Origin of the sequence: Enterococcus sp. AZ089 (genome assembly GCF_050547225.1) — a bacterium.
In the GTDB taxonomy this organism is placed as follows: Bacteria; Bacillota; Bacilli; order Lactobacillales; family Enterococcaceae; genus Enterococcus_D; species Enterococcus_D entomosocium.
In genome coordinates this window covers 2,806,376-2,829,336 of sequence record NZ_CP172954.1, presented here as the reverse complement: position 1 = coordinate 2,829,336, position 22,961 = coordinate 2,806,376, and the positions used below count along the sequence as shown (strand labels likewise).

General features: G+C 42.4%; 26 protein-coding genes. 22 read left to right on the top strand and 4 right to left on the bottom strand.

Translation table 11 applies throughout. The annotated features are described in order from the left end of the window. Positions 1-144 precede the first annotated feature (144 nt). Both IGJ01_RS13030 and IGJ01_RS13025 read right to left on the bottom strand, forming a co-directional pair. Complete coding sequence (locus IGJ01_RS13030; RefSeq protein WP_301388778.1) at positions 145-867, bottom strand: C39 family peptidase; 723 nt, start codon at positions 865-867, stop codon at positions 145-147. A gap of 100 nt (positions 868-967) precedes the next feature. Next, a complete protein-coding gene (locus tag IGJ01_RS13025) occupies positions 968-2,899 on the bottom strand; it encodes an ABC-F family ATP-binding cassette domain-containing protein (RefSeq protein ID WP_086372318.1) in 1,932 nt (643 codons plus the stop codon). Between the two features lie 217 nt (positions 2,900-3,116). Between IGJ01_RS13025 and IGJ01_RS13020 the strand changes: the two genes are divergently transcribed. Beyond that, the gene (locus IGJ01_RS13020) at positions 3,117-3,791 is read left to right on the top strand and encodes a redox-sensing transcriptional repressor Rex (protein WP_005228549.1); all 675 of its coding nucleotides are present in this window, start codon (positions 3,117-3,119) and stop codon (positions 3,789-3,791) included. A gap of 92 nt (positions 3,792-3,883) precedes the next feature. On the opposite strand, the gene IGJ01_RS13015 is transcribed toward IGJ01_RS13020, so the two are convergent. Continuing rightward, positions 3,884-4,246 carry a thioredoxin family protein gene (locus IGJ01_RS13015; protein WP_005234233.1) on the bottom strand — a complete coding sequence of 121 codons (363 nt, stop codon included), beginning with the start codon at positions 4,244-4,246 and terminating at the stop codon, positions 3,884-3,886. Between the two features lie 220 nt (positions 4,247-4,466). On the opposite strand from IGJ01_RS13015, the gene IGJ01_RS13010 reads away from it, so the two are divergent. The 13 genes from IGJ01_RS13010 to IGJ01_RS12950 all read left to right on the top strand — a co-directional run bounded on the left by IGJ01_RS13010 (position 4,467) and on the right by IGJ01_RS12950 (position 14,853). Continuing rightward, positions 4,467-5,414 carry a permease gene (locus IGJ01_RS13010; protein ID WP_244732330.1) on the top strand — a complete coding sequence of 316 codons (948 nt, stop codon included), beginning with the start codon at positions 4,467-4,469 and terminating at the stop codon, positions 5,412-5,414. Between the two features lie 3 nt (positions 5,415-5,417). Then, a complete protein-coding gene (locus IGJ01_RS13005) occupies positions 5,418-6,248 on the top strand; it encodes a TIGR03943 family putative permease subunit (RefSeq protein WP_008380795.1) in 831 nt (276 codons plus the stop codon). Between the two features lie 145 nt (positions 6,249-6,393). After that, positions 6,394-6,660: an IreB family regulatory phosphoprotein gene (locus IGJ01_RS13000; protein WP_005228556.1), complete on the top strand. Its 267-nt coding sequence runs from the start codon at positions 6,394-6,396 to the stop codon at positions 6,658-6,660. After that, entirely contained in the window at positions 6,660-7,091 is a 432-nt protein-coding gene (gene ruvX / locus IGJ01_RS12995; protein ID WP_005234242.1) for a Holliday junction resolvase RuvX, read from the top strand. Before IGJ01_RS13000 ends, ruvX begins: the two co-directional genes overlap by 1 nt. 22 nt (positions 7,092-7,113) lie before the next feature. After that, the gene (locus IGJ01_RS12990; protein ID WP_005228559.1) at positions 7,114-7,431 is read left to right on the top strand and encodes a DUF1292 domain-containing protein; all 318 of its coding nucleotides are present in this window, start codon (positions 7,114-7,116) and stop codon (positions 7,429-7,431) included. A 106-nt stretch (positions 7,432-7,537) separates the two neighbouring features. After that, positions 7,538-7,960: an NUDIX hydrolase gene (locus tag IGJ01_RS12985; RefSeq protein WP_430601160.1), complete on the top strand. Its 423-nt coding sequence runs from the start codon at positions 7,538-7,540 to the stop codon at positions 7,958-7,960. Between the two features lie 145 nt (positions 7,961-8,105). Next, positions 8,106-9,209: an alpha-hydroxy-acid oxidizing protein gene (locus IGJ01_RS12980; RefSeq protein ID WP_008380802.1), complete on the top strand. Its 1,104-nt coding sequence runs from the start codon at positions 8,106-8,108 to the stop codon at positions 9,207-9,209. Positions 9,210-9,385: 176 nt separating this feature from the next. Next, positions 9,386-10,012 carry a glycosyltransferase family 32 protein gene (locus IGJ01_RS12975; RefSeq protein ID WP_010749841.1) on the top strand — a complete coding sequence of 209 codons (627 nt, stop codon included), beginning with the start codon at positions 9,386-9,388 and terminating at the stop codon, positions 10,010-10,012. 112 nt (positions 10,013-10,124) lie between these two features. After that, complete coding sequence (locus IGJ01_RS12970) at positions 10,125-10,634, top strand: GNAT family N-acetyltransferase (RefSeq protein ID WP_430601159.1); 510 nt, start codon at positions 10,125-10,127, stop codon at positions 10,632-10,634. A gap of 121 nt (positions 10,635-10,755) precedes the next feature. After that, the gene (locus tag IGJ01_RS12965) at positions 10,756-11,598 is read left to right on the top strand and encodes a DUF368 domain-containing protein (protein WP_005234267.1); all 843 of its coding nucleotides are present in this window, start codon (positions 10,756-10,758) and stop codon (positions 11,596-11,598) included. 259 nt (positions 11,599-11,857) lie between these two features. Further along, entirely contained in the window at positions 11,858-13,309 is a 1,452-nt protein-coding gene (locus IGJ01_RS12960) for an amidase (RefSeq protein WP_194188641.1), read from the top strand. A gap of 12 nt (positions 13,310-13,321) precedes the next feature. Then, positions 13,322-14,173, top strand: coding sequence for a transporter substrate-binding domain-containing protein (locus IGJ01_RS12955; RefSeq protein ID WP_194188640.1), 852 nt, complete (start codon positions 13,322-13,324; stop codon positions 14,171-14,173). Then, positions 14,173-14,853, top strand: coding sequence for an amino acid ABC transporter permease (locus IGJ01_RS12950; RefSeq protein ID WP_081117527.1), 681 nt, complete (start codon positions 14,173-14,175; stop codon positions 14,851-14,853). The genes IGJ01_RS12955 and IGJ01_RS12950 overlap by 1 nt, the downstream gene beginning before the upstream one ends. A gap of 124 nt (positions 14,854-14,977) precedes the next feature. Here IGJ01_RS12950 and IGJ01_RS12945 read toward each other — a convergent pair whose 3' ends face one another. After that, positions 14,978-15,298, bottom strand: a complete 321-nt coding sequence (locus IGJ01_RS12945) for a helix-turn-helix domain-containing protein (protein WP_081117526.1) — start codon at positions 15,296-15,298, stop codon at positions 14,978-14,980. Positions 15,299-15,552: 254 nt separating this feature from the next. Here IGJ01_RS12945 and IGJ01_RS12940 point away from each other — a divergent pair, with 254 nt between their 5' ends. From IGJ01_RS12940 to IGJ01_RS12905, 8 genes are all read left to right on the top strand, one after another. Further along, positions 15,553-15,888 carry a PTS cellobiose transporter subunit IIB gene (locus IGJ01_RS12940; RefSeq protein WP_086291883.1) on the top strand — a complete coding sequence of 112 codons (336 nt, stop codon included), beginning with the start codon at positions 15,553-15,555 and terminating at the stop codon, positions 15,886-15,888. A gap of 13 nt (positions 15,889-15,901) precedes the next feature. After that, positions 15,902-16,258 carry a PTS lactose/cellobiose transporter subunit IIA gene (locus tag IGJ01_RS12935; protein ID WP_140965976.1) on the top strand — a complete coding sequence of 119 codons (357 nt, stop codon included), beginning with the start codon at positions 15,902-15,904 and terminating at the stop codon, positions 16,256-16,258. Further along, positions 16,248-16,766: a hypothetical protein gene (locus IGJ01_RS12930; RefSeq protein ID WP_420698224.1), complete on the top strand. Its 519-nt coding sequence runs from the start codon at positions 16,248-16,250 to the stop codon at positions 16,764-16,766. The genes IGJ01_RS12935 and IGJ01_RS12930 overlap by 11 nt, the downstream gene beginning before the upstream one ends. Next, entirely contained in the window at positions 16,759-18,111 is a 1,353-nt protein-coding gene (celB, locus tag IGJ01_RS12925) for a PTS cellobiose transporter subunit IIC (RefSeq protein WP_430601158.1), read from the top strand. The genes IGJ01_RS12930 and celB overlap by 8 nt, the downstream gene beginning before the upstream one ends. 146 nt (positions 18,112-18,257) lie before the next feature. Further along, a complete protein-coding gene (locus IGJ01_RS12920; protein WP_101699268.1) occupies positions 18,258-18,887 on the top strand; it encodes a GyrI-like domain-containing protein in 630 nt (209 codons plus the stop codon). 133 nt (positions 18,888-19,020) lie between these two features. Next, on the top strand, positions 19,021-20,589 hold the full coding sequence (locus IGJ01_RS12915) for an alpha-N-arabinofuranosidase (protein ID WP_430601157.1): 1,569 nt from the start codon (positions 19,021-19,023) through the stop codon (positions 20,587-20,589). Positions 20,590-20,594: 5 nt separating this feature from the next. Beyond that, on the top strand, positions 20,595-21,785 hold the full coding sequence (locus tag IGJ01_RS12910; protein ID WP_101699266.1) for an MFS transporter: 1,191 nt from the start codon (positions 20,595-20,597) through the stop codon (positions 21,783-21,785). Between the two features lie 19 nt (positions 21,786-21,804). Beyond that, positions 21,805-22,959 carry a helix-turn-helix domain-containing protein gene (locus tag IGJ01_RS12905; RefSeq protein WP_430601156.1) on the top strand — a complete coding sequence of 385 codons (1,155 nt, stop codon included), beginning with the start codon at positions 21,805-21,807 and terminating at the stop codon, positions 22,957-22,959. Positions 22,960-22,961: the final 2 nt, after the last annotated feature.

Sequence of the window (22,961 nt, the reverse complement as noted above, 5' to 3'; positions counted from 1 at the left end):
CTTCACACCTTTCTTTCTTCCATTATAATAGAAAGCGGATTCCCAAGGGGAGAAAAAAGGGTTTTTTTATTAAAAAAGTAAGATCCAGTTGCTGCTTTCGGGACGACAAAGAAAAAAGCCCCCAATGGGACTTTTTTCGAACAATCAGCTGAAGGTCCAAAAGCGCAAGCTTTGATCAGCGATTTCATCTAGTGTGTAGTAAGTAGCGTAGTGGGATTTTTCCGGATCATCATTGGGATCTAAGACAAACACTTGATCGCCCATCATTCCACCTAAGACCATGATATGGCCGCCATCTGTAAATTCCCCTGGGGTCATAGAAACGATGACGGGATGATTTTGTTGCAAGTAGGCTTCAACGCTAGCTAGGTCAGTACTAAGATCATAATAGTTGTAGCCGTTTGCATCGGCAAAGTCAGAAAAAATCCGCCAGTCCGTTCCTTGGCCGTCAACGTAATAATGATCTCCTGCCCAATCAAGGACTTCCGGTGGCGTAATGTGATAGCCTTCAAGATAGGATTGAACCATCGCAAGAGAAGCGATCGCACAGCCGTTTTCTGCTAAGGTTTGGCTGCCGTCATTGCCATAGGATCTATCGGCCCATTCTTCGTTCGTCTGCAGGAAAATCGGTGTTGTGATGTCCATTTCCCCTAAGTACGCATTGATATCTTCACTTAAAAAAGCTTGGGAGTAAACATATTCGTCATCGTAGCTATCATCATAGGCAACGGCGGTAGACACGTGTTCGGACAACTCTCCGTACAACACGTGATGAGAGATTCGATTGAACCCTATCCAAATCAACACCAATCCTGCTAAAACAATCATTGGCCGACGCTTTCGATAAACATCTGTCTGTTTTTGCATTTTTCCCTCCTTGTTTTACGAATCGTACGTATTCATCCTGTTCTTTTAAGTAAAACAAAGGAGGGGGCGCTTGTCATCGGCCTACAGACCGATTCCACGATCAACTTTCAAATGCCTCTAGTTCTAAGCTAGTATTTTCCCATGCTTCTAATAGGGCTTCTTGTTCAGTGCGGGCTTGTTCTAACGCTTGATTCAACGCGGTCAATTTTACATGATCATTCAACGCTTCTGGTGCGGTCATGTCTTGTTCCAGTTGCTGGATCGTTTCTTCTATCGTGGCAAGCTCTTCTTCGATTTGGGCGACTTTTCGCTGTAAGGTTCTAACGGCTTTTTGCTGTTCTTTGCTTTGGACAAAGTTTTGCTTGCCCGCTGAGATGGTGGTTTCGGTTGTTTTTGCTTCCAACATTGCTGCGATCTCAGCTTCTTCTTGTTTCTTTTCTAAATAATAATCGTAATCGCCTAGATAGAGCTTGCTGCCGTTTTCAGACAGTTCCACGACCTTGGTGGCGATTCGATTGATAAAGTAGCGGTCATGAGATACGAAGAACAACGTGCCTTCATAATCGATCAGGGCATTTTCTAAGACTTCTTTGCTGTCGATGTCTAAATGGTTGGTTGGCTCATCCAAAATCAAGAAATTGTCATGGTCCATGGCTAATTTTGCCAAAGCGACACGGGCTTTTTCGCCACCGCTTAACAGCGTGATCGGCTTTTCAACATCTTCTCCCGAAAATAAGAAGCTGCCTAATATATTGCGAATCTCGACTTCAGGTGTGGTACTGTGGTCATCCCAAAGCTCATGGAGGATCGTTTTTGTTGAGTGCAGATCGGATTGAGTTTGGTCATAGTACCCGATTGAAACATTTGCGCCAAAATGCACCTTTCCTTGAATAAAGGGGATTTTATGAATCAGCGATTTCAGTAAGGTTGACTTGCCGATCCCATTCGGCCCCACTAAAGCGATCGCATCTTTGCGACGAACATCTAAGTCGATGGGCGCCGATAAAACTTCTTCTTCAGAATAACCGATAGCGGCATTTTCTACTTGCATCACAACATTTCCTGAAGGTTTTTCAATGGAAAAAAGGAAGTGGGCGGATTTTTCATCTCCTTGCGGGCGATCCAACCGGTCCATTTTCTCTAATTGCTTACGGCGGCTTTGCGCGCGTTTGGTGGTAGACGCACGGACAAGGTTGCGGGCAACAAAGTCTTCCAGTTTATTGATTTCTTCTTGCTGCTTTTCAAAGGCTTTCCATTCACTTTGCAGCTGTTCCGCTTTCAGGGTCAAATAGCGGCTGTAATTGCCTTTGTAGTGGCGCATTTTTTGGCGACTCAGTTCGTAGACTTCGTTGACAACTTTGTCTAAGAAGTACCGGTCATGGGAAACGATCAGCAACGCACCGGCATATCCTTGTAGATAGTTTTCCAACCAAGATAACGTTTCGATGTCTAAATGGTTGGTCGGCTCATCCAGGATCAAGATATCAGGTTTTTGCAGCAGCATTTTTGCTAATGCCAAGCGGGTTTTTTGACCACCGGAAAGTGTATCGATCGGCTGTGTGTAAAAAGAAGGATCAAACTGAAAACCGTGCAAGACGGAGCGAATCTCATTTTCATAGCCATAGCCGTTTTTTTCTGCAAATTCATGCTGCAACTGGTCGTATTCTTTCAGGAGATTGCCAGAGTCAGCAGCAGGATCTGCTTCGGAGATGGCGATCTCTAAGGTACGCATGCGCTGCTCCATCTGTCGAACCGTTGCAAAAGCCCCTAGCATTTCTTCCCAAACGGTGGCCTGACTAGCAAGTCCGGTATCTTGAGCTAAGTAGCCCATCGTAGCGGTCTTGTTTTTAGCGATCGTTCCTTTATCAGGACTTTCGAGTCCAGCAATAATTTTCAGTAGCGTTGATTTACCAGCACCGTTGCGCCCAACAAGCGCGATTCGGGAATTGCTGGCAATCTCTAATTGGATATTTTCAAATAAAACCTCGGCTCCGAAAAGACGGGCGATTTGGTTGGCTTGTAATAAAATCATGTGTATGTCATTCCTATCTTTAAGAAACTTGTCTGTATCAAGGTTGCAATACTACAAGTCTATCATATTTTATGAAAAACAGCGATTGGGAAAAAGTTTGATTTTACCATTATAAAATTTATATTTCAAATTATGAGCATTCAAATTGATTTTTGAACAATGTATTTGTTATGATAGCTTCATCACAAGTGAATTTTTCACAATGGGGGAGTATTCTTTGAAAGATCATCAAATTCCAAAGGCAACAGCGAAGCGATTGCCTTTATATTATCGTTACTTGCGTATTTTGCACCAAGCTGGCAAATTAAAAGTTTCTTCGACCGAACTAAGTGAAGCTGTTCAAGTTGATAGTGCGACGATCCGCCGCGACTTTTCCTACTTTGGTGAATTAGGAAAACGCGGCTATGGCTATGACGTTGAAAGCTTGATGCAGTTCTTTGCGAAGACATTGAACGAAGACCACATGACGAATGTAGCTTTAGTCGGTGTCGGAAACTTGGGGAGCGCCTTGTTGAAATACAAATTTCACCAAAGCAACAGCATTCGGATCAGTGCTGCATTTGATGTCAATGAAGATCTAGTTGGTCGAATTGTAGATGGTGTGCCGGTCTATCCAATGGATGACATGAAGGAACAAGTGAAGATCCAGCAGATCGATGTGGCTATTTTGACGGTTCCCGCACAACATTCACAAGATTTAGTGAACGAGCTTGTGAAAGCTGGCATTAAAGGAATCTTGAACTTTACACCTGCACGGATCACTGCACCAAAAGGCGTGCTGATTCAAAACGTTGACTTAACCAATGAATTGCAAACATTGATTTATTTCTTGCATTCAGGCAACGTCTTGTCCCATGAAGAACCAGTAGAAGAACCATCACTAAGCGAATAATCGCATCACATAAATAGGAACCAGCAAAACAGCTGCCAGATCGTAGTATATACAAGGATCTGACAGCTGTTTTTTGCTTTCATTCACTGAACTTACTCGTCTAACTGGTCAAAAAGTGATTCGTAGGAATCTTGCTCTTCAACGCTTGTGAGTGCTTCTTGATACCGCAAGATTTGTTGAGTCAAACGTGTGAAATCGATGATGCGGGCTTCGCGATGCACTTCTTTCCCATTTGCGAACAAGAGGACGACGGGAACCGTCAAGACCGAAAATAAACTGGCTGCTTCTGGCTCTGCCAGCGTGTTGATGGTAAATAGTGGGAGTTGTTGGGTTTGTGCCAGTGTTTGGATGCGTGGTTTGTCCGCAACACAAATACTGCAATTTGGTTGAGAGAGATAGAGTAGTGCCAACGGATGTTGGGCGAGCCTCTCTTGGATCGGTTGATTTTTTTGCATAAGTCATTCCTCCATGGAAAATGTACGCTGTTCTTGAGGAAAAGTCAAAATATCTGCTAGTTGCTGATCATTTAGGTGAACAAGAAGGATTTAAAGATAAGGAAAATCTAAAGCAACGATTAAAAAAACAGACTGCTTTAAAAAAAACGTTGTATAAAAAAAGGAAAAAACGTATAGTAATTCCAGCGTTTCGAATTTATTGATAAAGAAGGTTAAAGTTATGTTTCAGGCATTACCGAATTCTGTCCTGCAAATGAGTGTTATTTTTTTATCTATCGTCATTGAAGCCTTGCCCTTTGTCCTATTGGGCTGCTTGATATCAGGTGCTTTACAAGTCTTCTTGACGCCAGAAAGAGTCACGAGACTCTTACCAAAAAACAAATTGGCATCGATCACTGTTGGTTGTGGTCTGGGGGTCTTTTTTCCTTCCTGCGAATGTGGGATCGTACCGATCGTTAATCAGTTCGTAAAAAAAGACGTGCCAGTGTACACGGCATTTGCCTTTATGCTAACTGCGCCGATCATCAATCCTATCGTGATTTTTTCGACATTCATTGCCTTTGGAAATTCCGCGAAGTTCGCCTTTTTGCGTGTGCTGGGCAGCTTATTGGTCGCAATGGTCGTGGGGATCTGGCTGGCGTATTTTAACAAACAAGAGGTCTTAAAAACACGGCTTGCCAATCAATTAAGTGAGGGGAATGAGCAAGCAGCTCATTCACAACATCACGGGCATGACCACGCCCACCATCAAACAGAAAAGACCAGTCATCCGCTTCTTCGGCAGATTCGTCATTTGCTGCAGCATAGTTTGGATGAGTTTTTCGATACTGGGCGTTATTTGATCATTGGTGCGTTGATCGCCTCAGCGATGCAGACCTATCTGCCAACTGGCTTGATGCTGACATTAGGCTCCACGAAGCTGTTAGCGGTTTTCGTCATGCTGCTGTTGGCACTGACATTATCCCTATGTTCCGAAGCAGATGCCTTTATCGGCTCTTCGTTGTTGAGTTTATTCGGCACTGGACCAGTCGTCGGTTTCCTGGTTTTTGGTCCAATGGTAGATATTAAAAACCTGTTGATGATGAAGCGGTACTTTTCGGGGCGTTTTATCGCTTCTCTGGTTGGTTTAGTCGCAATCGTCGTTTCAATTTATGCATGGGTGGTGTAAAGAATGATTCGTTTTTTGATCTTATCAGGCTATTTTGAATTAATGATGTATTTGCAAGTGACGGGCAAACTCAATCAGTTTATCAACATTCATTATCGTTATCTCGCTATTTTATCTATGATCATTTCTTTATTGTTGGCTTTGGTCCAGCTGTACTTTTGGGTCAAACAAGAGCCCGAGCATCATCATGACGACGAGCACCAGCATGGATTAGAGAAAAAATACCAACGAGTGATTGCGTATTTTCTATTAGCCTTACCGATCATCGTGGGTCTCTTTTTTCCCACCGTTAGCTTGGATACGACGATCGTTGAAGCAAAAGGGTTTAATTTCCCCCTAAGTGAAGAATCTGTGGGGGATCCAGAAATGACGACCCAATATCTGAAACCCGATACAAGTCTTTATTTTAACAAAGAAGATTATGACACTCAAATGGATGCAGCCTTGGCACGTTACGCCAAAGATGAGACGATTGCGGTAACGGAAGAAAATTACTTGGAAGTCATGGAGTTGATCTATACGTACCCGAGTGAATTCATTGGTAAGAAAATCACCTATGATGGATTTGTGTACCATGCAGATCAAGATGATGCCAATGAAATCTTTTTGTTTCGTTTTGGCATTATCCATTGTGTGGCTGATTCAGGCGTTTTCGGTTTACGGGTGGAATTGCCGCAGCAAGCGACTGCAGAAAATAACCAGTGGCTCCACGTGGAAGGGACGATCCAATCGAAGTACTATCAACCCTTCAAACGAGACTTGCCGATGGTGGTAGCAGACCAAGAGAAGACGATTGAAGCACCAGAAAACCAGTATGTCTATCGCGCTTTCTAGCTTTTTTTAAGAAAGTTCATAGAAACATCATAAACCTTTGTTATAATGAAGAAAATCTAAGCATATGTTTGTAGTTTTATCAAACGTTTAGTACAATATAGTAGGAACATATGCTAAAATCTATACAAAAGAGAGGTGTCGTGAAATGGGTTTTACAGATGAAACAGTTCGCTTTGATTTTGATGATAGCCGTAAAAAAGAAGTCAGCGAAACATTAGCTATCGTCTACCGAGCATTAGAGGAAAAAGGATACAATCCGATCAATCAAATCGTCGGTTATCTCCTTTCTGGCGACCCGGCTTACATTCCTCGTTATCGGGATGCCCGGAATTTGATTCGTCGTCACGAACGGGATGAGATCATGGAAGTTCTGATCCGTTATTATTTAGGCAATCACGGGATCAACCTATAATGAGAATCATGGGATTGGATGTTGGTTCGCGGACAGTCGGCGTGGCGGTCAGTGACCCAATGGGCTGGACAGCACAAGGGATCGAGATCATTCGCATCAATGAAGATGAAGGCAATTTCGGTTATGATCGACTTGCTGAATTGGTGAAAGAATATGAAGTCTCACGTTTTGTGGTAGGACTACCTAAAAATATGAATAATACGATCGGACCTAGAGCGGAAGCTTCTATGGCTTACGGCGCAGCGATCGAACAGCAATTCGGTTTGCCGGTCGTTTACCAAGACGAACGTCTGACGACCGTTCAAGCAGAACGAATGCTGGTAGAACAGGCGAATACATCGCGTGCCAAACGAAAAAAAGTGATTGATAAATTAGCAGCAGTCATGATTTTGCAGAATTATTTAGATGGTGCTGGGAAACAGCTGTTTTAATTTACAGAAAAGAGGAAAATAAATGTCAGAACATACACACGATCATAACCACGATCACGATCATGAAGGACATGAACACATTACTTTGATCGATGACCAAGGAAATGAAACCTTATACGAAATTCTATTAACGGTTGACGGTACGGAAGAATTCGGCCGCAACTACGTCTTGCTTTATCCAGCAGGCGTACCGGAAGAAGAAGACGTTGAATTACAAGCGTACGCTTATATTGAAAACGAAGACGGTTCTGAAGGTGAATTAGAACAGATCGAAACAGAAGCAGAATGGGATATGATTGAAGAAGTCTTCAACACATTCATGGCGGAAGAAGAAGAATAACAAGCTGCAAGTGCTGATCCTTTCCATAAGGGATCAGCACTTTTTTTGATTTTTAACGACTGTTTATTATAGAAGCAAGCCTGCTTTTTTGAAAGGAATGAGTAAAATGAATCACGTAACGATTTTTGAGCTTGAAAAGATCGCAGAAGAGCAGCTAGTTTTTGCGGTGATCATCAGCAAGTACCAAGAAAAGTTCGTCTATGTCAAACACAAAGAACGAGACACCTTGGAGATCCCTGGAGGCAAGCGAGAACTAGGAGAAAGCATCACAGAGTGTGCTGCCCGTGAATTAAAAGAAGAAACAGGCGCCAAGCACTTTACTCTAGAGCCGTTATTTATCTATGGGGTAGAAAAAGACGGGGAGACCGATTACGGCTTGGTGTTCGAAGCCCAGATCACGGAGTTGGAGGATGAGTTGACCTCAGAGATCGAAGCAATCTATGTAAGGGTAAAGCCGCCTGTCAGTTGGACATATCCAACGATTCAGCCGTTGTTATTGGCAGAATATGTTAAACGAACAAAACAATAATTCAGCTAGTTCAAATGGAGGGCTGTCTTGAGTGGAAAAGTAAAGTAAGCCTATTTGACAGGAGTGAGCGAATGAGTTGCGTGATCCTGCAATCAGGGGTAGGATGAAAATGTAAACGTTATCTTATCGGAGAGTAGGGAAAGGCATGGAAAAAATTTATCAAGCAAGTACCGCAGAAGGAGCAATCGATTTTATCAATATGCGCGATTTGGAGATCGCGGCAGAGGAAGTGATTCCTAAAGGTGGGTATGGCTATATCAGCAGTGGTGCGGGGGATATTTTTACCTATCAAGAAAATGAACGCGCCTTCAATCACAAATTGATCATTCCTCATGTCTTAAAGGACATTGAATTACCGGACACAACGTTGTCCTTTGGCGGTGACACGTTGTCAGCGCCAATCATTATGGCACCTGTGGCTGCCCACGGCTTAGCAAATGTTGCGGCAGAACAAGCGTCAGCCAAAGGTGTGTCACGTTTTGGCACGATCTATACGGCGAGTTCGTATGCCTCTTGTACGTTGGAAGAAATCCGAGCAGCTGGAGGTCAAGAAGCGCCGCAGTGGTTCCAGTTTTATATGAGTAAAGACGATGGTATTAACAAAGACATCTTGGCGATGGCAAAACGCAATGGCGCCAAAGCGATCGTTTTGACCGCAGATGCAACCGTGGGGGGCAATCGAGAAACGGATCGCCGCAATGGCTTCACCTTTCCGTTGGCAATGCCGATCGTTCAGGCTTATCAATCAGGGATCGGACAAACGATGGATGCCGTTTACGGCTCCTCAAAACAAAAATTAAGTCCCCAGGACGTCGCTTTTATCGCCAAAGAATCTGACTTGCCAGTTTATGTCAAAGGGGTGCAATCAGAAGAAGATGTGGAACGAGCTTTAGGGGCAGGTGCACAAGGGATTTGGGTCTCAAATCACGGGGGACGCCAATTGGATGGTGGTCCAGCTTCCTTTGATTCCTTGCAGATCGTGGCTGAAGCAGTGGCAGGTCGGGCGCCGATCGTCTTCGATAGCGGGGTACGGCGAGGACAGCATGTCTTTAAAGCGATTGCTTGCGGAGCAGATCTAGTGGCGATCGGTCGACCAGTGATCTATGGGTTGGCTCTAGGTGGTGCCACTGGTGTTCAACAAGTCTTTGATTTCTTCAAAAAAGAATTGGAGATGGTCATGCAGCTTGCGGGGACGCAAACGGTGGCAGATATCAAAAAAGCCGTCTTACGGGACAATCATTATTTATAAGCAATCCCTCAAAAAGCACTCGAGTCGTTGACTCAGGTGCTTTTTTCAATGATCCTTTCTGATCCTGAAGAGCAGAGCCAACAGTTCTTTTCGCCGTAAAAAGTGTATATGATTTTGAAACAATTGCAAAATCCGCTACACTTAAAAGAGACCAATAAACTAAAGGAGAGAGATTGATGATTCCAAAAATTATTCATTATTGCTGGTTTGGCGGCAATCCATTAGGTGAACAAGAAAAGAAATACATGGATACCTGGAAAAAATATTGTCCGGATTATGAGATCAAACGTTGGGATGAATCAACGATCGACCTTTCAAAATTCGGTCCTTATCTAAAAGAGGCCTATGACCAAGAAGAATGGGCATTTGTGTCAGATGTGGTTCGTTTGTATGCGTTAGTGACAGAAGGCGGTATTTATATGGATACTGATATCGAGGTGGTCAAACCTTTAGATGAGCTCTTGACACTGGAGGCATTTATGGGCTTTGAGATCGAAACCAAGATTTCTACTGGGATCATTGGAGCGGTTCCGCACCATCCCTTTATGGAAGAATGGTACCACGATTACGATGACCGAAAATTTGTCCGGGCAGAAAAAACGGAAGATGTCGTCACCAATGTGATCCGAGTGACGGAACTGCTGCAAAACCACGGATTAGAATTGAATAATCAACGACAAACCGTTAAGGGCGTAGAGATCTTCCCGCAAATGACGTTTTCACCAAAAAGCTATATCACGGGTGAGGTCGAGGAAGATCCGAGTACGATGGTGATCCATCAGTTTTCTGGCTCTTGGTTATAAAAGAGTAAGTCTATGAAAGGACGGACAGTGGGGAAAGCTGTCCGCCCTTTTTGCTTTTGCAAGGGATAATGGAGATGTGATAGAATAGCTTGATAAAAAAGGAGGCGTTTTGATGGCTATCAAACGATGTAGTTTGGCAGATTTAGAAGAATTGGGAGAAATCAGCGTATCCACCTATTACGATACATTTGCTCCTTTCAATACGGAGGAAAATACCCGCATCTATCTAGAAGAAGCCTACAATCTGCCGAAACTGACCCGAGAGTTAGAAAATCCGCAATCGGCGTTTTATTTTTTGCAAGAAAATGATCAAACCGTAGGGTATATCAAACTTAACTGGGGGGAGGCACAGACGGAAGCGATCGCCCCAGAGGGGTTGGAAATTGAACGGATCTATATCAAAAAAGAACATAAGCGGATGGGCTATGGCAAAACACTGCTGCTTTTTGCCCAAGAGACCGCCAAAGAGCTGCAGAAAAAGTCGATCTGGTTAGGCGTTTGGGAATTTAACGACAATGCGTTGGCTTTTTATCATACGATGGGCTTTGAAAGAGTTGGCAGTCATTCCTTTTTTATGGGGGATGATGAGCAGACGGATTTCTTGATGCTGAAAGAGCTTTGAGTGCCGCCTTGTATGAGGAATTAGAAATTACTTTCCATTTTTTTGGCAATCAAGTATAGTTAAAGGGATTGATGAAAAAAGAACGATTGGTGAAAACCATCGCTAAGGAGAGCAATTGTAAATGGAAAAACAGAGAAACGAAAGTATTTTGTCACGTTTTCTTAAAGGCGTGGTGATTGCCTTGGGCTTTATCTTGCCTGGTGTTTCAGGTGGCGTATTGGCAGCCATCTTAGGCATTTATGAGCGGATGCTGCGCTTTATGGCACATCTGACGAAGAATTTTAAAGAGAATTTCCTCTTTTTCCTACCAGTAGGGATCGGGGGAATCGTAGGGATCGGTCTTTTATCGAAGCCATTAGAGTGGTTGCTGCAAAATTATCAAATCATCGTTTTGTGGGGCTTTGCGGGGGCAATTATTGGGACATTACCGGCACTTGCCAAAGAATCTACTTTAAAAAGCAAACGAACAACCGGTGATTTGATTTGGTTCTTCGGCAGTATGGTCATCGGCTTCTTGTTCCTCTATTTTATGGGCGATATCTTAGGAACGATCCCTGCCAATTTCATAGGTTTTGTGATCGCCGGCGGTCTGATCGCGTTAGGTGTTTTGGTTCCCGGCTTGAGTCCTTCAAACCTTTTGCTCGTTCTGGGCCTTTATGATCCGATGTTGAAAGGCTTTAAGAGCTTTGACATCATGGGTGTCTTTCTACCGATCGCCATTGGCGGCTTGGCAGTGATGCTGTTGTTTTCGAAATTGATGGAGTGGCTATTGACGCATTATCATTCAAAAGTCTATCACTTCATTTTAGGGATCGTTATTGCCTCAACGGGTTTGATCGTGATTCCTCCGGTGGCAAACTATAGCGGCTTTACTTGGGTAACGGCCGTCATCGGAATTATCTTGTTTGTCTTGGGGGCTTGGTTAGGTCTTTGGATGAGCAAGCTGGAAGAAAAATACAAGTAAATCAAAACGGCACATCGTTTGGCGATGTGCCGTTTTTGTTAGGTTATGATTCGGGCAGCTAAGAGAAAGCGTTGGTGGACAGCCAGTAGTAAAAAGATTGGAACGTTTGATAACGATGTGATACAGGTTTAAAAACTGTTCTATTTTTGTTGAAAGATTTCCTAGTGTTTGGTATATTGTAGTCTATATAAAGAAGAATTTTTCATGTGTTACAGTTTAGATAATTGTTTGAGGTTATTGAGAAAAAGGAGGGACAAGCATGCAAGATGCGACCTATTGGGCGGAACAATTGCGGCAAGGACAAATCAGCTTTGCAGAGCGGGTGGCGATGATCGAAGAAAAAGTCAATCAACAAAATTCGCTTTTGAATGCGCTTGTAACATTTGATCCGCAAGCAGCGATCCAGCATTACGAGCAGCATCTTCAAAAAACGGTTTTTGGTGGACAACCCATGCCGTTAAAAATGCTCGGCCAAACCAAAGCAGGGTGGCCAGCAACGTCAGGAGCCAAACTGTTTGCAAAAGCACGAGCCAGCCGCACGGCTCATTTTGTCTCTCGTTTAGAAGAGGCGGGCTTTGTGCCGTTAGGGCAAACCAATGCACCAGAATTTGGATTCAAAAATATCACTGATCCAACATTGTATGGACCTACACGTAATCCGTGGAATCCTGCCTATTCAGCTGGTGGTTCCAGTGGTGGTGCGGCAGCGGCAGTGGCTTCGGGGATGTTTCCGATTGCAGGTGCCAGTGATGGCGGCGGATCGATCCGCATTCCAGCTTCCTTTAGCGGATTGATCGGTTTGAAGCCAACCCGTGGCACGATGCCAGTGGGTCCTAGTGAATGGCGCAGCTGGCAAGGCGCTTCCATCAACTTTGCATTGACGCTTTCTATGCGTGATACGGAACAGTTGTTTTATGCGTTGCGGACGTCACAGCCGGCAGCCCCTTATCAGGCACCGCAAGTAGAATGGCATCATCAGCAAGCGAGTCAAAAACCGCGGTTGAAGGTTGCTTTTACTACCGCATCGCCGACCGGTGGACAAGTGTCTGAAACTGCCATCCAAGCAGTCCGAAGTGCAGCCGCATTTTTAGAAAAGCAGGGGCACGAAGTCATTGAAGTGGGCTATCCAGTGGATGGTCAGCAAATGATGACCACTTATTACGCCATGAATGGTGGCGAAACAGCTGCGATGTTTGCTGAGATCGATGCTGCTCGTCAGGAACCGGTCAGACGGGAAGAGATGGAATTGATGACCTGGGCACTTTACCAATATGGCAAAAAACTGCCGGTCGCCGATTACGTTCTTGCCTTGCAGTGGTGGGATCAGCTGGCAGAAAAAATGGAAGAAGTCTTTTCGACCTATGATCTCTTTTTAACACCGACGACAGCTTTTCCAGCCCCTTTGATCGAGGAAGACTTACAAAGCGATAGCATACGCCAAAGACTGGATGAGATCGAGACGCTTGGAAAAAGTGCTGCGGGTGAGTTGATCGAAGAAATGTTTGCCAAGAGCTATGCTCTGACACCTTACACTCAATTAGCCAATTTAACCGGGCAGCCAGCCATCAGCTTGCCAACTGCTCTCAGTGAGGAAGGGTTGCCGCTAGGGATCCAATTTATGGCGTCTAAAGGCAGAGAAGATCTGCTTTTCCAAGTCGGCTATATATTTGAAACACAGCAACGATTTCTGTTGCCAAAACAAGGAAACTAAGAGGAGGATATTATGAAACAAGTTAGAAAAGGGAAAATCGTTGCAATGGTTGGCTTTTTAGGTTTATTTACGGGGGTCCTGTTAAGTGCCTGCAGCAAACCAACGGAAGAAGACTCAAGTCTAAGCAAGGTGGAAGAAGCCAAAACATTGGTTGTTGCTACTTCGGGAACCTTGTATCCATCGTCTTACTATAACGATAAAAATGAATTAGTGGGCTATGATGTCGATGTGGCAAAAGAAGTCGCCAAACGATTAGGCGTAGAGATCACATTTAAAGAGTACAATGTCGATGGACAAGTTTCTTCTTTAACACGTGGAGAAGCCGATTTTGCTGCCAACGATTTTGGTTTGACGGATGAACGGGCGGAAAAATTCAGTCTCTCAACGCCTATCAAATACTCGTTCGATAGTATGATCGTGCGTAAAAGTGATGACTCAGGGATTGCTTCCTTAGAAGATTTGGATGGCAAAAAAGCTGCTGGTGAACCGAATACCAGCTACATGCGCTTAGCCGAATCTTATGGGGCAGAATTAGTGACTTACGACAACGCAACGAATGATCAGTATTTGACAGATGTTGCGAATGGTCGAACGGATGTGATCTTGAATGATTACTATTTGCAAAAAATGGCGGTTGCTGCTTTGCCAGATATCCCTGTAAAAATTTTAGAAGATGTCTACTTTAATCCGAATGAAACGGGCTTCTTATTTGTGAAGGATCATCAAGCATTGCAGGAAAAAGTGGATGCTGTTTTAGCAGAAATGAAAGAAGACGGCCGTTTAAAAGAACTTGCAGAAACGTATTTTCAAACCGATATTTCAGTAAAATCTGATCAAGCGATCCAAACGGTTGAAACAGACTAATGTATATTCCAACCCTTGATTTGCCGTTGATGTGGGACTCATTGCCCTATTTGCTGTCGGGCTTGTCCTATACGGTCGGCATTGCTGTCGTTTCTTTTCTAGGTGGCAACCTCTTAGGGATCATGCTCACCTTCTTAGGGATGCTGGAAAACCCCATCATTAGAGGGTTCGTGCGGGGCTATCTCTCATTTCTAAGAGGCGTCCCAGCGTTGGTCTTGTTGTTCCTACTGTATTTTGGTTTGCCCTATCAATTGTCGGCGCTTAGTGCTGCGATCATCTGTTTTACATTGACCAGCAGCGCATTTATCGGGGAAATCTACCGAGGATCAATTGCTGGTGTGGATCGTGGGCAATTTGATGCTGCCTATGCGTTAGGGTTATCCTTTACGAAAACGATGCGTCTGATTATTTTGCCGCAAGCCTTTCGTATTTCTGTACCGGCATTGAGTAATGTGGCAATGGATTTGTTGAAAGGGACGTCCTTGGCAGCAATGATCACGATTCCTGATATTTTTCAAAAAGCCAAGATCGTTGGTGGACGAACCTTTGATTACATGTCCATGTATGTGCTAGTTGCCATCATCTATTGGCTGTTGTGCATTTTGATTGAAGCCGGGCAAAAGCGGTTAGAACAACATTTTTCAAAACGCTTTGCTGCTAATGAGACCGTAAGACAATAAAAAAAGAGCCGAGGCTCTTCAGCTGCTGTCAATGTTTCCTTGCGAGACATTGACAGCAGTTTTTTCTTTAGGTAACGAAGCAGCACCACAAGTTAGCCAGAGAAAAAAGTCAGAATAGTACCGTTTACTCTGGGCGATTTTTTACAAATTCAATAAAGGTAATGATTTCAGATAGTTGATATTCAGTAAAGTCCTCATTGATTCTTGAAGCCACACGAATCTGTTTCATAGAGAGGGCTTCCAAATCATTCGGACGTCCATGCAAATAATCGAGACTGACATTGAAGTAATCAGCAAGTTCTTTTTGGATCTCAATATCGGGCATCCGATTGCCTTGCTCATACGAAGCATAGGTTGTTTTGGCGATTCCTAAGTATTTTGCCATTTTTGCTTGTGTTAAACCAGATCGCGTTTTCCGCAACTGTCTTAAACGATCTTTAAACATGAAATCCCCTCCACAAAATTATTCTACTATGACACGGTAGAAGCAGAAAGAAATTAATGTTTTATATCACTAATAGAGTTTTATTGCATTTACAAAGTACTCGTTTTGTAATACTATTTATGTGAAGAAGGATTACTACCTGTAAGAATCAGCAGGTAGTGAATCGTTCTCAAGGATTTTTTTAGCACGAAGGAGGGTAGAAGAAAGAAACAGATACACCAAAATGGAAGCGTTTCATAGAAGGAGGAAGTGAAATGAAAAAAGTATTGATAATTTGTGCAGCAGGCATGTCTTCATCGTTGATCGCTAAAAAAGGAACAAGCTTTTTAACAACAGAAGGGTGGTCAGTGAGGATCGATGCCATCTCTGCTTCAGAGGGGATCGCTACGATTGCTAAGGATGAGTATGATTTATATTTAGTTAGCCCGCAAACGAAAATGCATTTTGCCAATTTAAAGAAAAGCGCCGAAAAATACGGCAAACCAATCGTGAATATTCCCCCGCAAGCATATATTCCGATACCGATCGGGATCGAGAAATTAGCACAGCTAGTCAAAGAAAGCATTGCATTAGAAAAAAGTGCGAAATAAATGGAGGTAGGCTATGGATAGTGAAAAAATTCAAGAAATATCCTTTGAACTTATTTTAGCAAGCGGTGATGCCCGCACGATGATTCATCAAGCCTTTGAACAGATGCGAATCAGCAGTTGTCAAGAAGCGCAAGAGTTGTTGGACACAGCCAATGATTCATTAGTCAAAGCCCACCGCATCCAGTCAAAAATGCTGCAAGAATATGCTTCAGGGACTTCATTTACCTGTGATATCTTGTTGATCCATGCACAAGATCATTTGATGACAACCATGACCCTCAGAGAAGTTGCACTAGAAATGCTAGGGATTTATCAAAAGATGAATCGCCTTGAAGAAGCGATCCAATGCTGGAGTGCAGATGGCGAGTAAGCAAGCAAAAGTCGCGCAAAGAGATGCATCGCAAAAACTGACGAAGAAAAATCTCTATTTTCAACGTCTGTTACTTTTGCGGTACTTAGTCGCATTCTTTTTCTTTTTTAACCTATATTGGTTGTTGGCTGCTTCTTTGGCAGGGCAATGGCTGCGTGTGGTTCCACTGAGCCTGTTGCTGTTTTCAGTGGGACCGGTCAGTGAATTTATTCGCTTATATGGACACCACGCAACCATCGACCCCAAGCAACTCTTTTTTACAACTTGGTATTTACGCCTTCAAACGGGGACAATGATCATTCTTTTTTTATTGACATTTTTTGGAGTGACAGAAGTTATTTTCCCCTATTTTACCTCGCAAAGTACGGAGTATGTTCGCATAGTTCTCTGCATAAGTGGCGTCTTTGCTTGGAGTGGTGTCAGAAAATTGAAGAAAATTTTCCGCAATAAAGATAAACATTGGAAATGGATACGCGAATTTGAAGAGATAGAAAGAAAGGGTGATTGAATTGACAGAATCGAACAATAAACTATTTCAACTTTTGGAAAAAGCAGTAATGGGTCCGATGGGAAAGATTTCTCAATATAAAATCGTTCGTAGCATCATGGCGGCAGGGATGGCATCGATTCCTTTTACGATCGTAGGCTCAATGTTTTTAGTATTCAACATTTTACCGATCACGTTTCCGTTTTTAGCTGACTTTTTTGAAGCGACTTTTTTGAATTTCAGTGATTTGTATATGTTAGCAAATAGTACGACCATGGGGTTATTGGCATTATATTTTTGTATCGTTCTGGGCTATGAGTATTCCAAGATCATTCAAGTCGAGGAGAATCTCGACCTGACGCCGATCAATGGGGCGTTGTTAGGTGTTTTTGCTACATTGATGTCGATTCCTCAGCTTGTTTTTGACGGCGGAAAAATGACACGGATGAATGATGTGGAAGAAGGGCTGATCAATGGCTGGTTGATTGGTGCCGATGGAGTCGCACGTCTAGGAACTGTTGGTATTTTCACCGGTATCGTGATGGCGGTCGTTGCCGTTCAGCTGTATCGTCTCTGTGTAAAAAACAACTGGGTCATCAAAATGCCCGAAGAAGTGCCTGAAGGTGTGGCTCGTAGTTTTACAGCACTGATACCAGCCTTTGTAGTGGCAGTTGTGGTTCTGACCATCAATGGTGTTTTAGTTGTTTTTGGGACGGATATTTTTCAACTAGTGGCAATTCCGTTTGGGTTTGTTACCCACCTTACGGATAGTTGGTTGGGAATCATGGTGATTTACTTCCTCGCGCATGCCTTGTGGTTGGTAGGGATTCATGGATTCAATATCATTAGTCCACTGATCACCCCGATCATGTTAGCTAATTTAGCTGCCAATGTTGAAGGGGCGAGTTTCCCATTAGCAGGCCAATTTACCAACGGGTACGTGACATTAGGTGGTTCGGGAGCAACCCTTGGTTTTACCTTATTTATGATCTACATTGCTAAATCGAAACAGATGAAAGTATTAGGGAGAGCTGCCATCGTCCCGACGATTTTCAATATCAATGAACCGATTATTTTCGGGGTGCCGATCATCTATAATCCTTATTTAGCAATTCCTTTCTTGTTAGCACCGATGGCATCCGCCACGATCGCGTATTTTGCCACAAGGATGGAATTGATTCGTCCCATGATCGCCAATATTCCTTTCCCAACACCCGTTGGACTTGGTGGCTTTATTGGCACCGGTGGAGACTGGCGTGCAGGCGTCGTTGCCATTGTTTGTGCAGTTGTTTCTTTCTTGCTCTATTTTCCATTTGCGAAGTTTTATGACACAAAATTGCTGAAAGAAGAACAAGAAGCCGCATAAGACGAGCAGTTGGGGAAACAGCAAGTAGCTACATTATCCCTATAAAAAAAACAGTTGTCCCTTTGCAGTTGAAGGGATAACTGTTTTTGCGATGTCCCTTCTTTTTCATGGTAAAATAAAGAAAAGCAAATCGAGGAGGGTCTTTTATGAAGTATGAATGGCGCAAACTAGAAAAAGAGCTCTATCTTCCCAAAAAACCAACAGTGATCGAGGTGCCAACGTATCAATTTATCAGTTTGAGCGGCAGCGGCAATCCGAATCGACCTGAATTCAGCGAAGAGATCGCCGCTTTATATACGATTTCTTATTCACTCAGGATGGGGTTAAAAAAAGGGACTTTTGGCAATGAACCCTTTGAATACACGGTCTTTCCTTTAGAAGGTGTGTGGACCTCTCTGACAAAGCCAGACGGTGCCGTCAACAAAGAAGAATTGATCTACAAAATCATGATTCGCCAACCAGAACCAGTCACGGAAACACTGTTTCAAGAACAGCTCTTGGCAGTCAAAGAGAAGAAAGACAATCCAAATCTAGAAAAGCTTATATTTGAGCGCTATGAAGAAGGATTGTGTCTGCAAGCGATGCATACAGGCTCTTTTGACACTGAAGCGGAAACATTTGCGCAAATGAAGGAGCTGTTAAAACAAGAACAGTTAGTAATCCGTCCAACGATGGACACGTTCCAGCATCGAGAAATCTATTTGTCTGATCCGCGAAAAGTCTCACCAGATAAAGCCAAAACCGTCCTGCGATGGGCAGTAGAAAAAGGAGAATAAAGAAAAATGCTTTTCAAGCATTGCTTGAAGAGCATTTTTCTTTTTTTAATTTTATGATAGGAAGGGAAATATTCTGATATAAAAGCGTTACCAAAAAAATTATGCTTTTCTTATCAAGAGAGGAGCGATTCTATTGGTAAAAATAATTGTTGAGTCACAAAAACAAGGTGCTGTCGTTCAGCCGGAGCTTCATGGTCAATTTATTGAGTTTCTTGGAAGCGGTATCTATGACGGGATTTGGGTGGGGGAAGACTCTGCTATTCCTAATTATGATGGCTTAAGAAAAGATGTTGTTGATGCACTTAAAGCAATAAAGCCGCCGGTTTTAAGGTGGCCGGGTGGCTGTTTCGCGGATGTCTATCATTGGCGAGATGGGATAGGTTCTAGACAAGAACGTCCAACATACTTTAATGAGAATTTTGGGACAATGACGAGGGAAAACAACGCATTTGGGACCCATGAATTTATGAAATTATGCGAGTTAGTGGGGGCGAAGCCATGGTTTAATATCAATATGTTGACGGGATCGACCCGAGAAACAAGGGAATGGGTTGAGTATGTAAATAGAGAAACTGGTAACTCTTTGGCAAATGAACGTGTAGCTAATGGGCGTAGTGAACCATTTAATGTCGAATATTGGGGGATTGGGAATGAAAGTTGGGCTGGCGGAGGCAATTATACTGCGCAATCCTATGCAGATGAATACCGCAAACATACCAGTGCTATTCCTAGCTTTGGCGCCGGTTTGCCATGGGTGAAAACAAGTAAAGAAATGAAAATGATTGCCGTGGGTCCCGATGGAAATAAGCCGAAAGAACGTGTTGAATGGACAAAAGATTTTTTTAATGAGCTTGGAAAATACCGCAAACCGAGAATCAATGGATACGATTTGCACTTTTATAATTGGAATTTAGAAGACCCAAAAGATCTTATCACAGATTTTAGCATGGATGCATGGTATCGGGTCATTAATGGGGCACTTGAATTAGAAGATATCATTAAAGAGCAGCATGCATTGATTCAAGACGGCATCAAACAGATTCCTAAAGAAGAAGGGGCGTTTGCAACGGATATAAATGTCGATTTAATTGTGGGAGAATGGGGGAATTGGCACAATATTGACTTTAATGCTCCTTCTATTTTATGGCAGCAAAGTACCATGAGAGATGCCATTACAACCGCACTAACATTGGATATTTTCCATCGAAATGCGGATAAGGTAAAAATGGCGTGCGTCGCACAATCAGTAAATGTTCTTAATTCATTATTTCTTACGAAAGGTGAAGAAACTGTTCTTACACCTAACTATTATGTGTTTAAGCTTTATCAAAATCATCAAAACGGCAATGTAGTTGCTCTTTCAGATGATGCTCCGACTTTTACTCGTCCAGATGAACCGGCATTGAAAAAAATATATTGTTTTGCTTCGATCAAAAAAAATTTGCTTACATTAAATATTATTAATACTTCTGATAATGAAGAAGAAGCGGTCACGATATTTTTTGATTCGCCAGTGGAATTCGTTACTGGTGAAGAACTTACCGGAGAAACGCTGTGCGCTTTCAACGAGTTTGGGAAGCCCGAAACAGTGACGACCAAAAAGATCCAAGATGTCTATTGTCAGGACGATCAAATCAGTGTAACTAGTAAGGCAGCATCGATTTCTGTTTATCAATTCAAAGTAAAGGAAAGAAAGGTGTGACAAAGATGAAGCAGTCTAAAAGTGGATTATTAAAATTATCCATTCTCAGTATCTCTTTGATGATCAGTGCCGCCAGTGCGATTGCAGTTACTTTACCAATGATCAAAAATCAATTTCCGGATATTCAATCGGCTACAGTAGAATCTTTAGTAACAATTCCTTCATTTACTATGATGATCTTCATTTTACTAAGTACGTTTATCATCAAAGCAATTGGAAAGAAGAATACCGTCTTGTTAGGGCTGCTTTTGGCTTTTGTCGGAGGAATCATCCCCGTATTTGTTGCTAATTTTACGATCATTTATCTTTCTCGTTTTGTATTAGGTGCTGGAACAGGGATCTACAACTCTCTTGCTATTGGGCTCATTGGAGATTATTTTTCGGGAGAAGAACAGCAAAAAATGTTGGGTTACCAAACAGCATTTTCAACCTTAGGCTCCAGTTTTGCCACCTTTTTAGCAGGAATCTTGGTCAATATTTCATGGCATTATGCTTATAGTGTCTATTTCTTAGTTCTGCCGATTTTACTATTTGTTTTTTTCTTTCTTCCACAAGATCAGTCACGGCATACGTTATTTAATCGAAATGAGGCAGCCTCTCAAGTGACTAAGCAAAGGATTAATAAATTAGTTGTTTTTTGCTGCTCCATGATGTTTGTCTTTTTTATTTTGATTATGACGATCTATACAAAGACGAGTACATTGATCGTTGAACAAAATTATGCCAATCAAGGTTTTTTAGGTACAGCACTAACAATTGCGAGTTTAGTAGGAGCACTGACGGGCTTTGCATATAGTCAAGTCAGAAACATGCTAAAAGCATATACTCCCATCGTAGCATTATTGTTTGTTGCTGGGGCGTACTTCTTTATTCCTTATGCGCAGAATATGTTGATCTTAACGATCGTTTTGATTTTTACTTTTCTAGTTGTTGGATTATTTGTTCCTTACATGTACGATATCTTACTACCGGGGGCACCTGAGCATTCGACTAATCTTGCTGTCTCTTTAGCAATGGTAGCTTGTAATCTCGGCTCCTTCATTTCTCCATACGTGTTACAATGGTTGGGAGAGTTACTTGGAAATGACCAAACGTCTTTTTCTTTTACAATTAGTGGAGTGATCTATGTGGTGATGGCGTGTCTCTTTTTGATTAGACATTTAAAAAGTGAGAAGCATTCTTTAGTAATCGATTAAGCAAAGGGGAAGCAAGACAATGGAACTAGAACTGTTGATGGACTATCTATCAAAAGTACTTTCTTATCCGGTTCGTGAATATGATACTTCCCTTAAATTGAAGCGTGTTTTCGGCGAGTTTAATGCTTATCCCGACTCGCTTATATACGATTTGCAAACGATTGCTGGATTTTATGAGAAACGTGAACAGCTTGATTATCCACTATATCTGTATAGTCATAATGATCAAACGATCCTTCTGATTGAAAATAATGCAAAGAATCGTATCTATCTGCTAGGTACAGTCCAAGCAGATCCAGATCAAAAACAAAGAAAAGATTATATAGAAACTGATTGGTCTCTTTTGTTAGATTCAGGGCTTTTAGTTTACACCGTATTAACTGGTGTCAAATTGACGAAACATGATTTTTTAATGAGTATGAAAACAGATAGTCAGTTTTTGAGCCGTCAAGGCAAGAAAGTAATTGATACTCATTTTCGCTATAACGAAGAGCAGACATTGCACAATCCATACGCACAAGAACTGCGTGAACAAGGCAGTATTCGAGAAGGCAATGTGGATCGCTTGATGATGAGCTTCAAAGAAAATTATGCAGGGAAATTAGCCAGGCTATCTAAAAACAAGCTTCGCTCTCTTAAGAATTTGGGGATTGTTGTTCTTGCTATATCAACTAGGTCAGCGATTGAGGGCGGTTTACATCCAGAGAAAGCCTTTTTACTAAGTGATAGCTATATTCTAAGTATCGATGAAGCTACGACAGAAAATGAGATATATTCGACCGTTCGAAATGCAGAAATTCACTTTACTGAATTAGTGGCTGAGAATAAACAGAATAAAAGCGAAAATCCTCTTGTTTTAAGAGCAAAAAATAGTATCTTCAAAAGAATGCATGAAAAGGTAACGCTAGGCAGCATAGCAAGGGAACTAAATACTACGGCGTCCTATCTTTCAACTGTTTTTAAAAAAGAGACAGGGATTACGGTCCATCAGTTTATTGTAAAAGAAAAGCTTCTTGTAGCGGCTAATCTACTATGTTACTCTCAATATGAGATTCATGAAATCGCGAACTATTTATCTTTTTCTAGCCAAAGCCACTTTGGCCATTTGTTCAAACTTCATTTTCAGATGACCCCAAATCAATATCGTTTAAAATATGGGGCACAGGAAGGATAAAA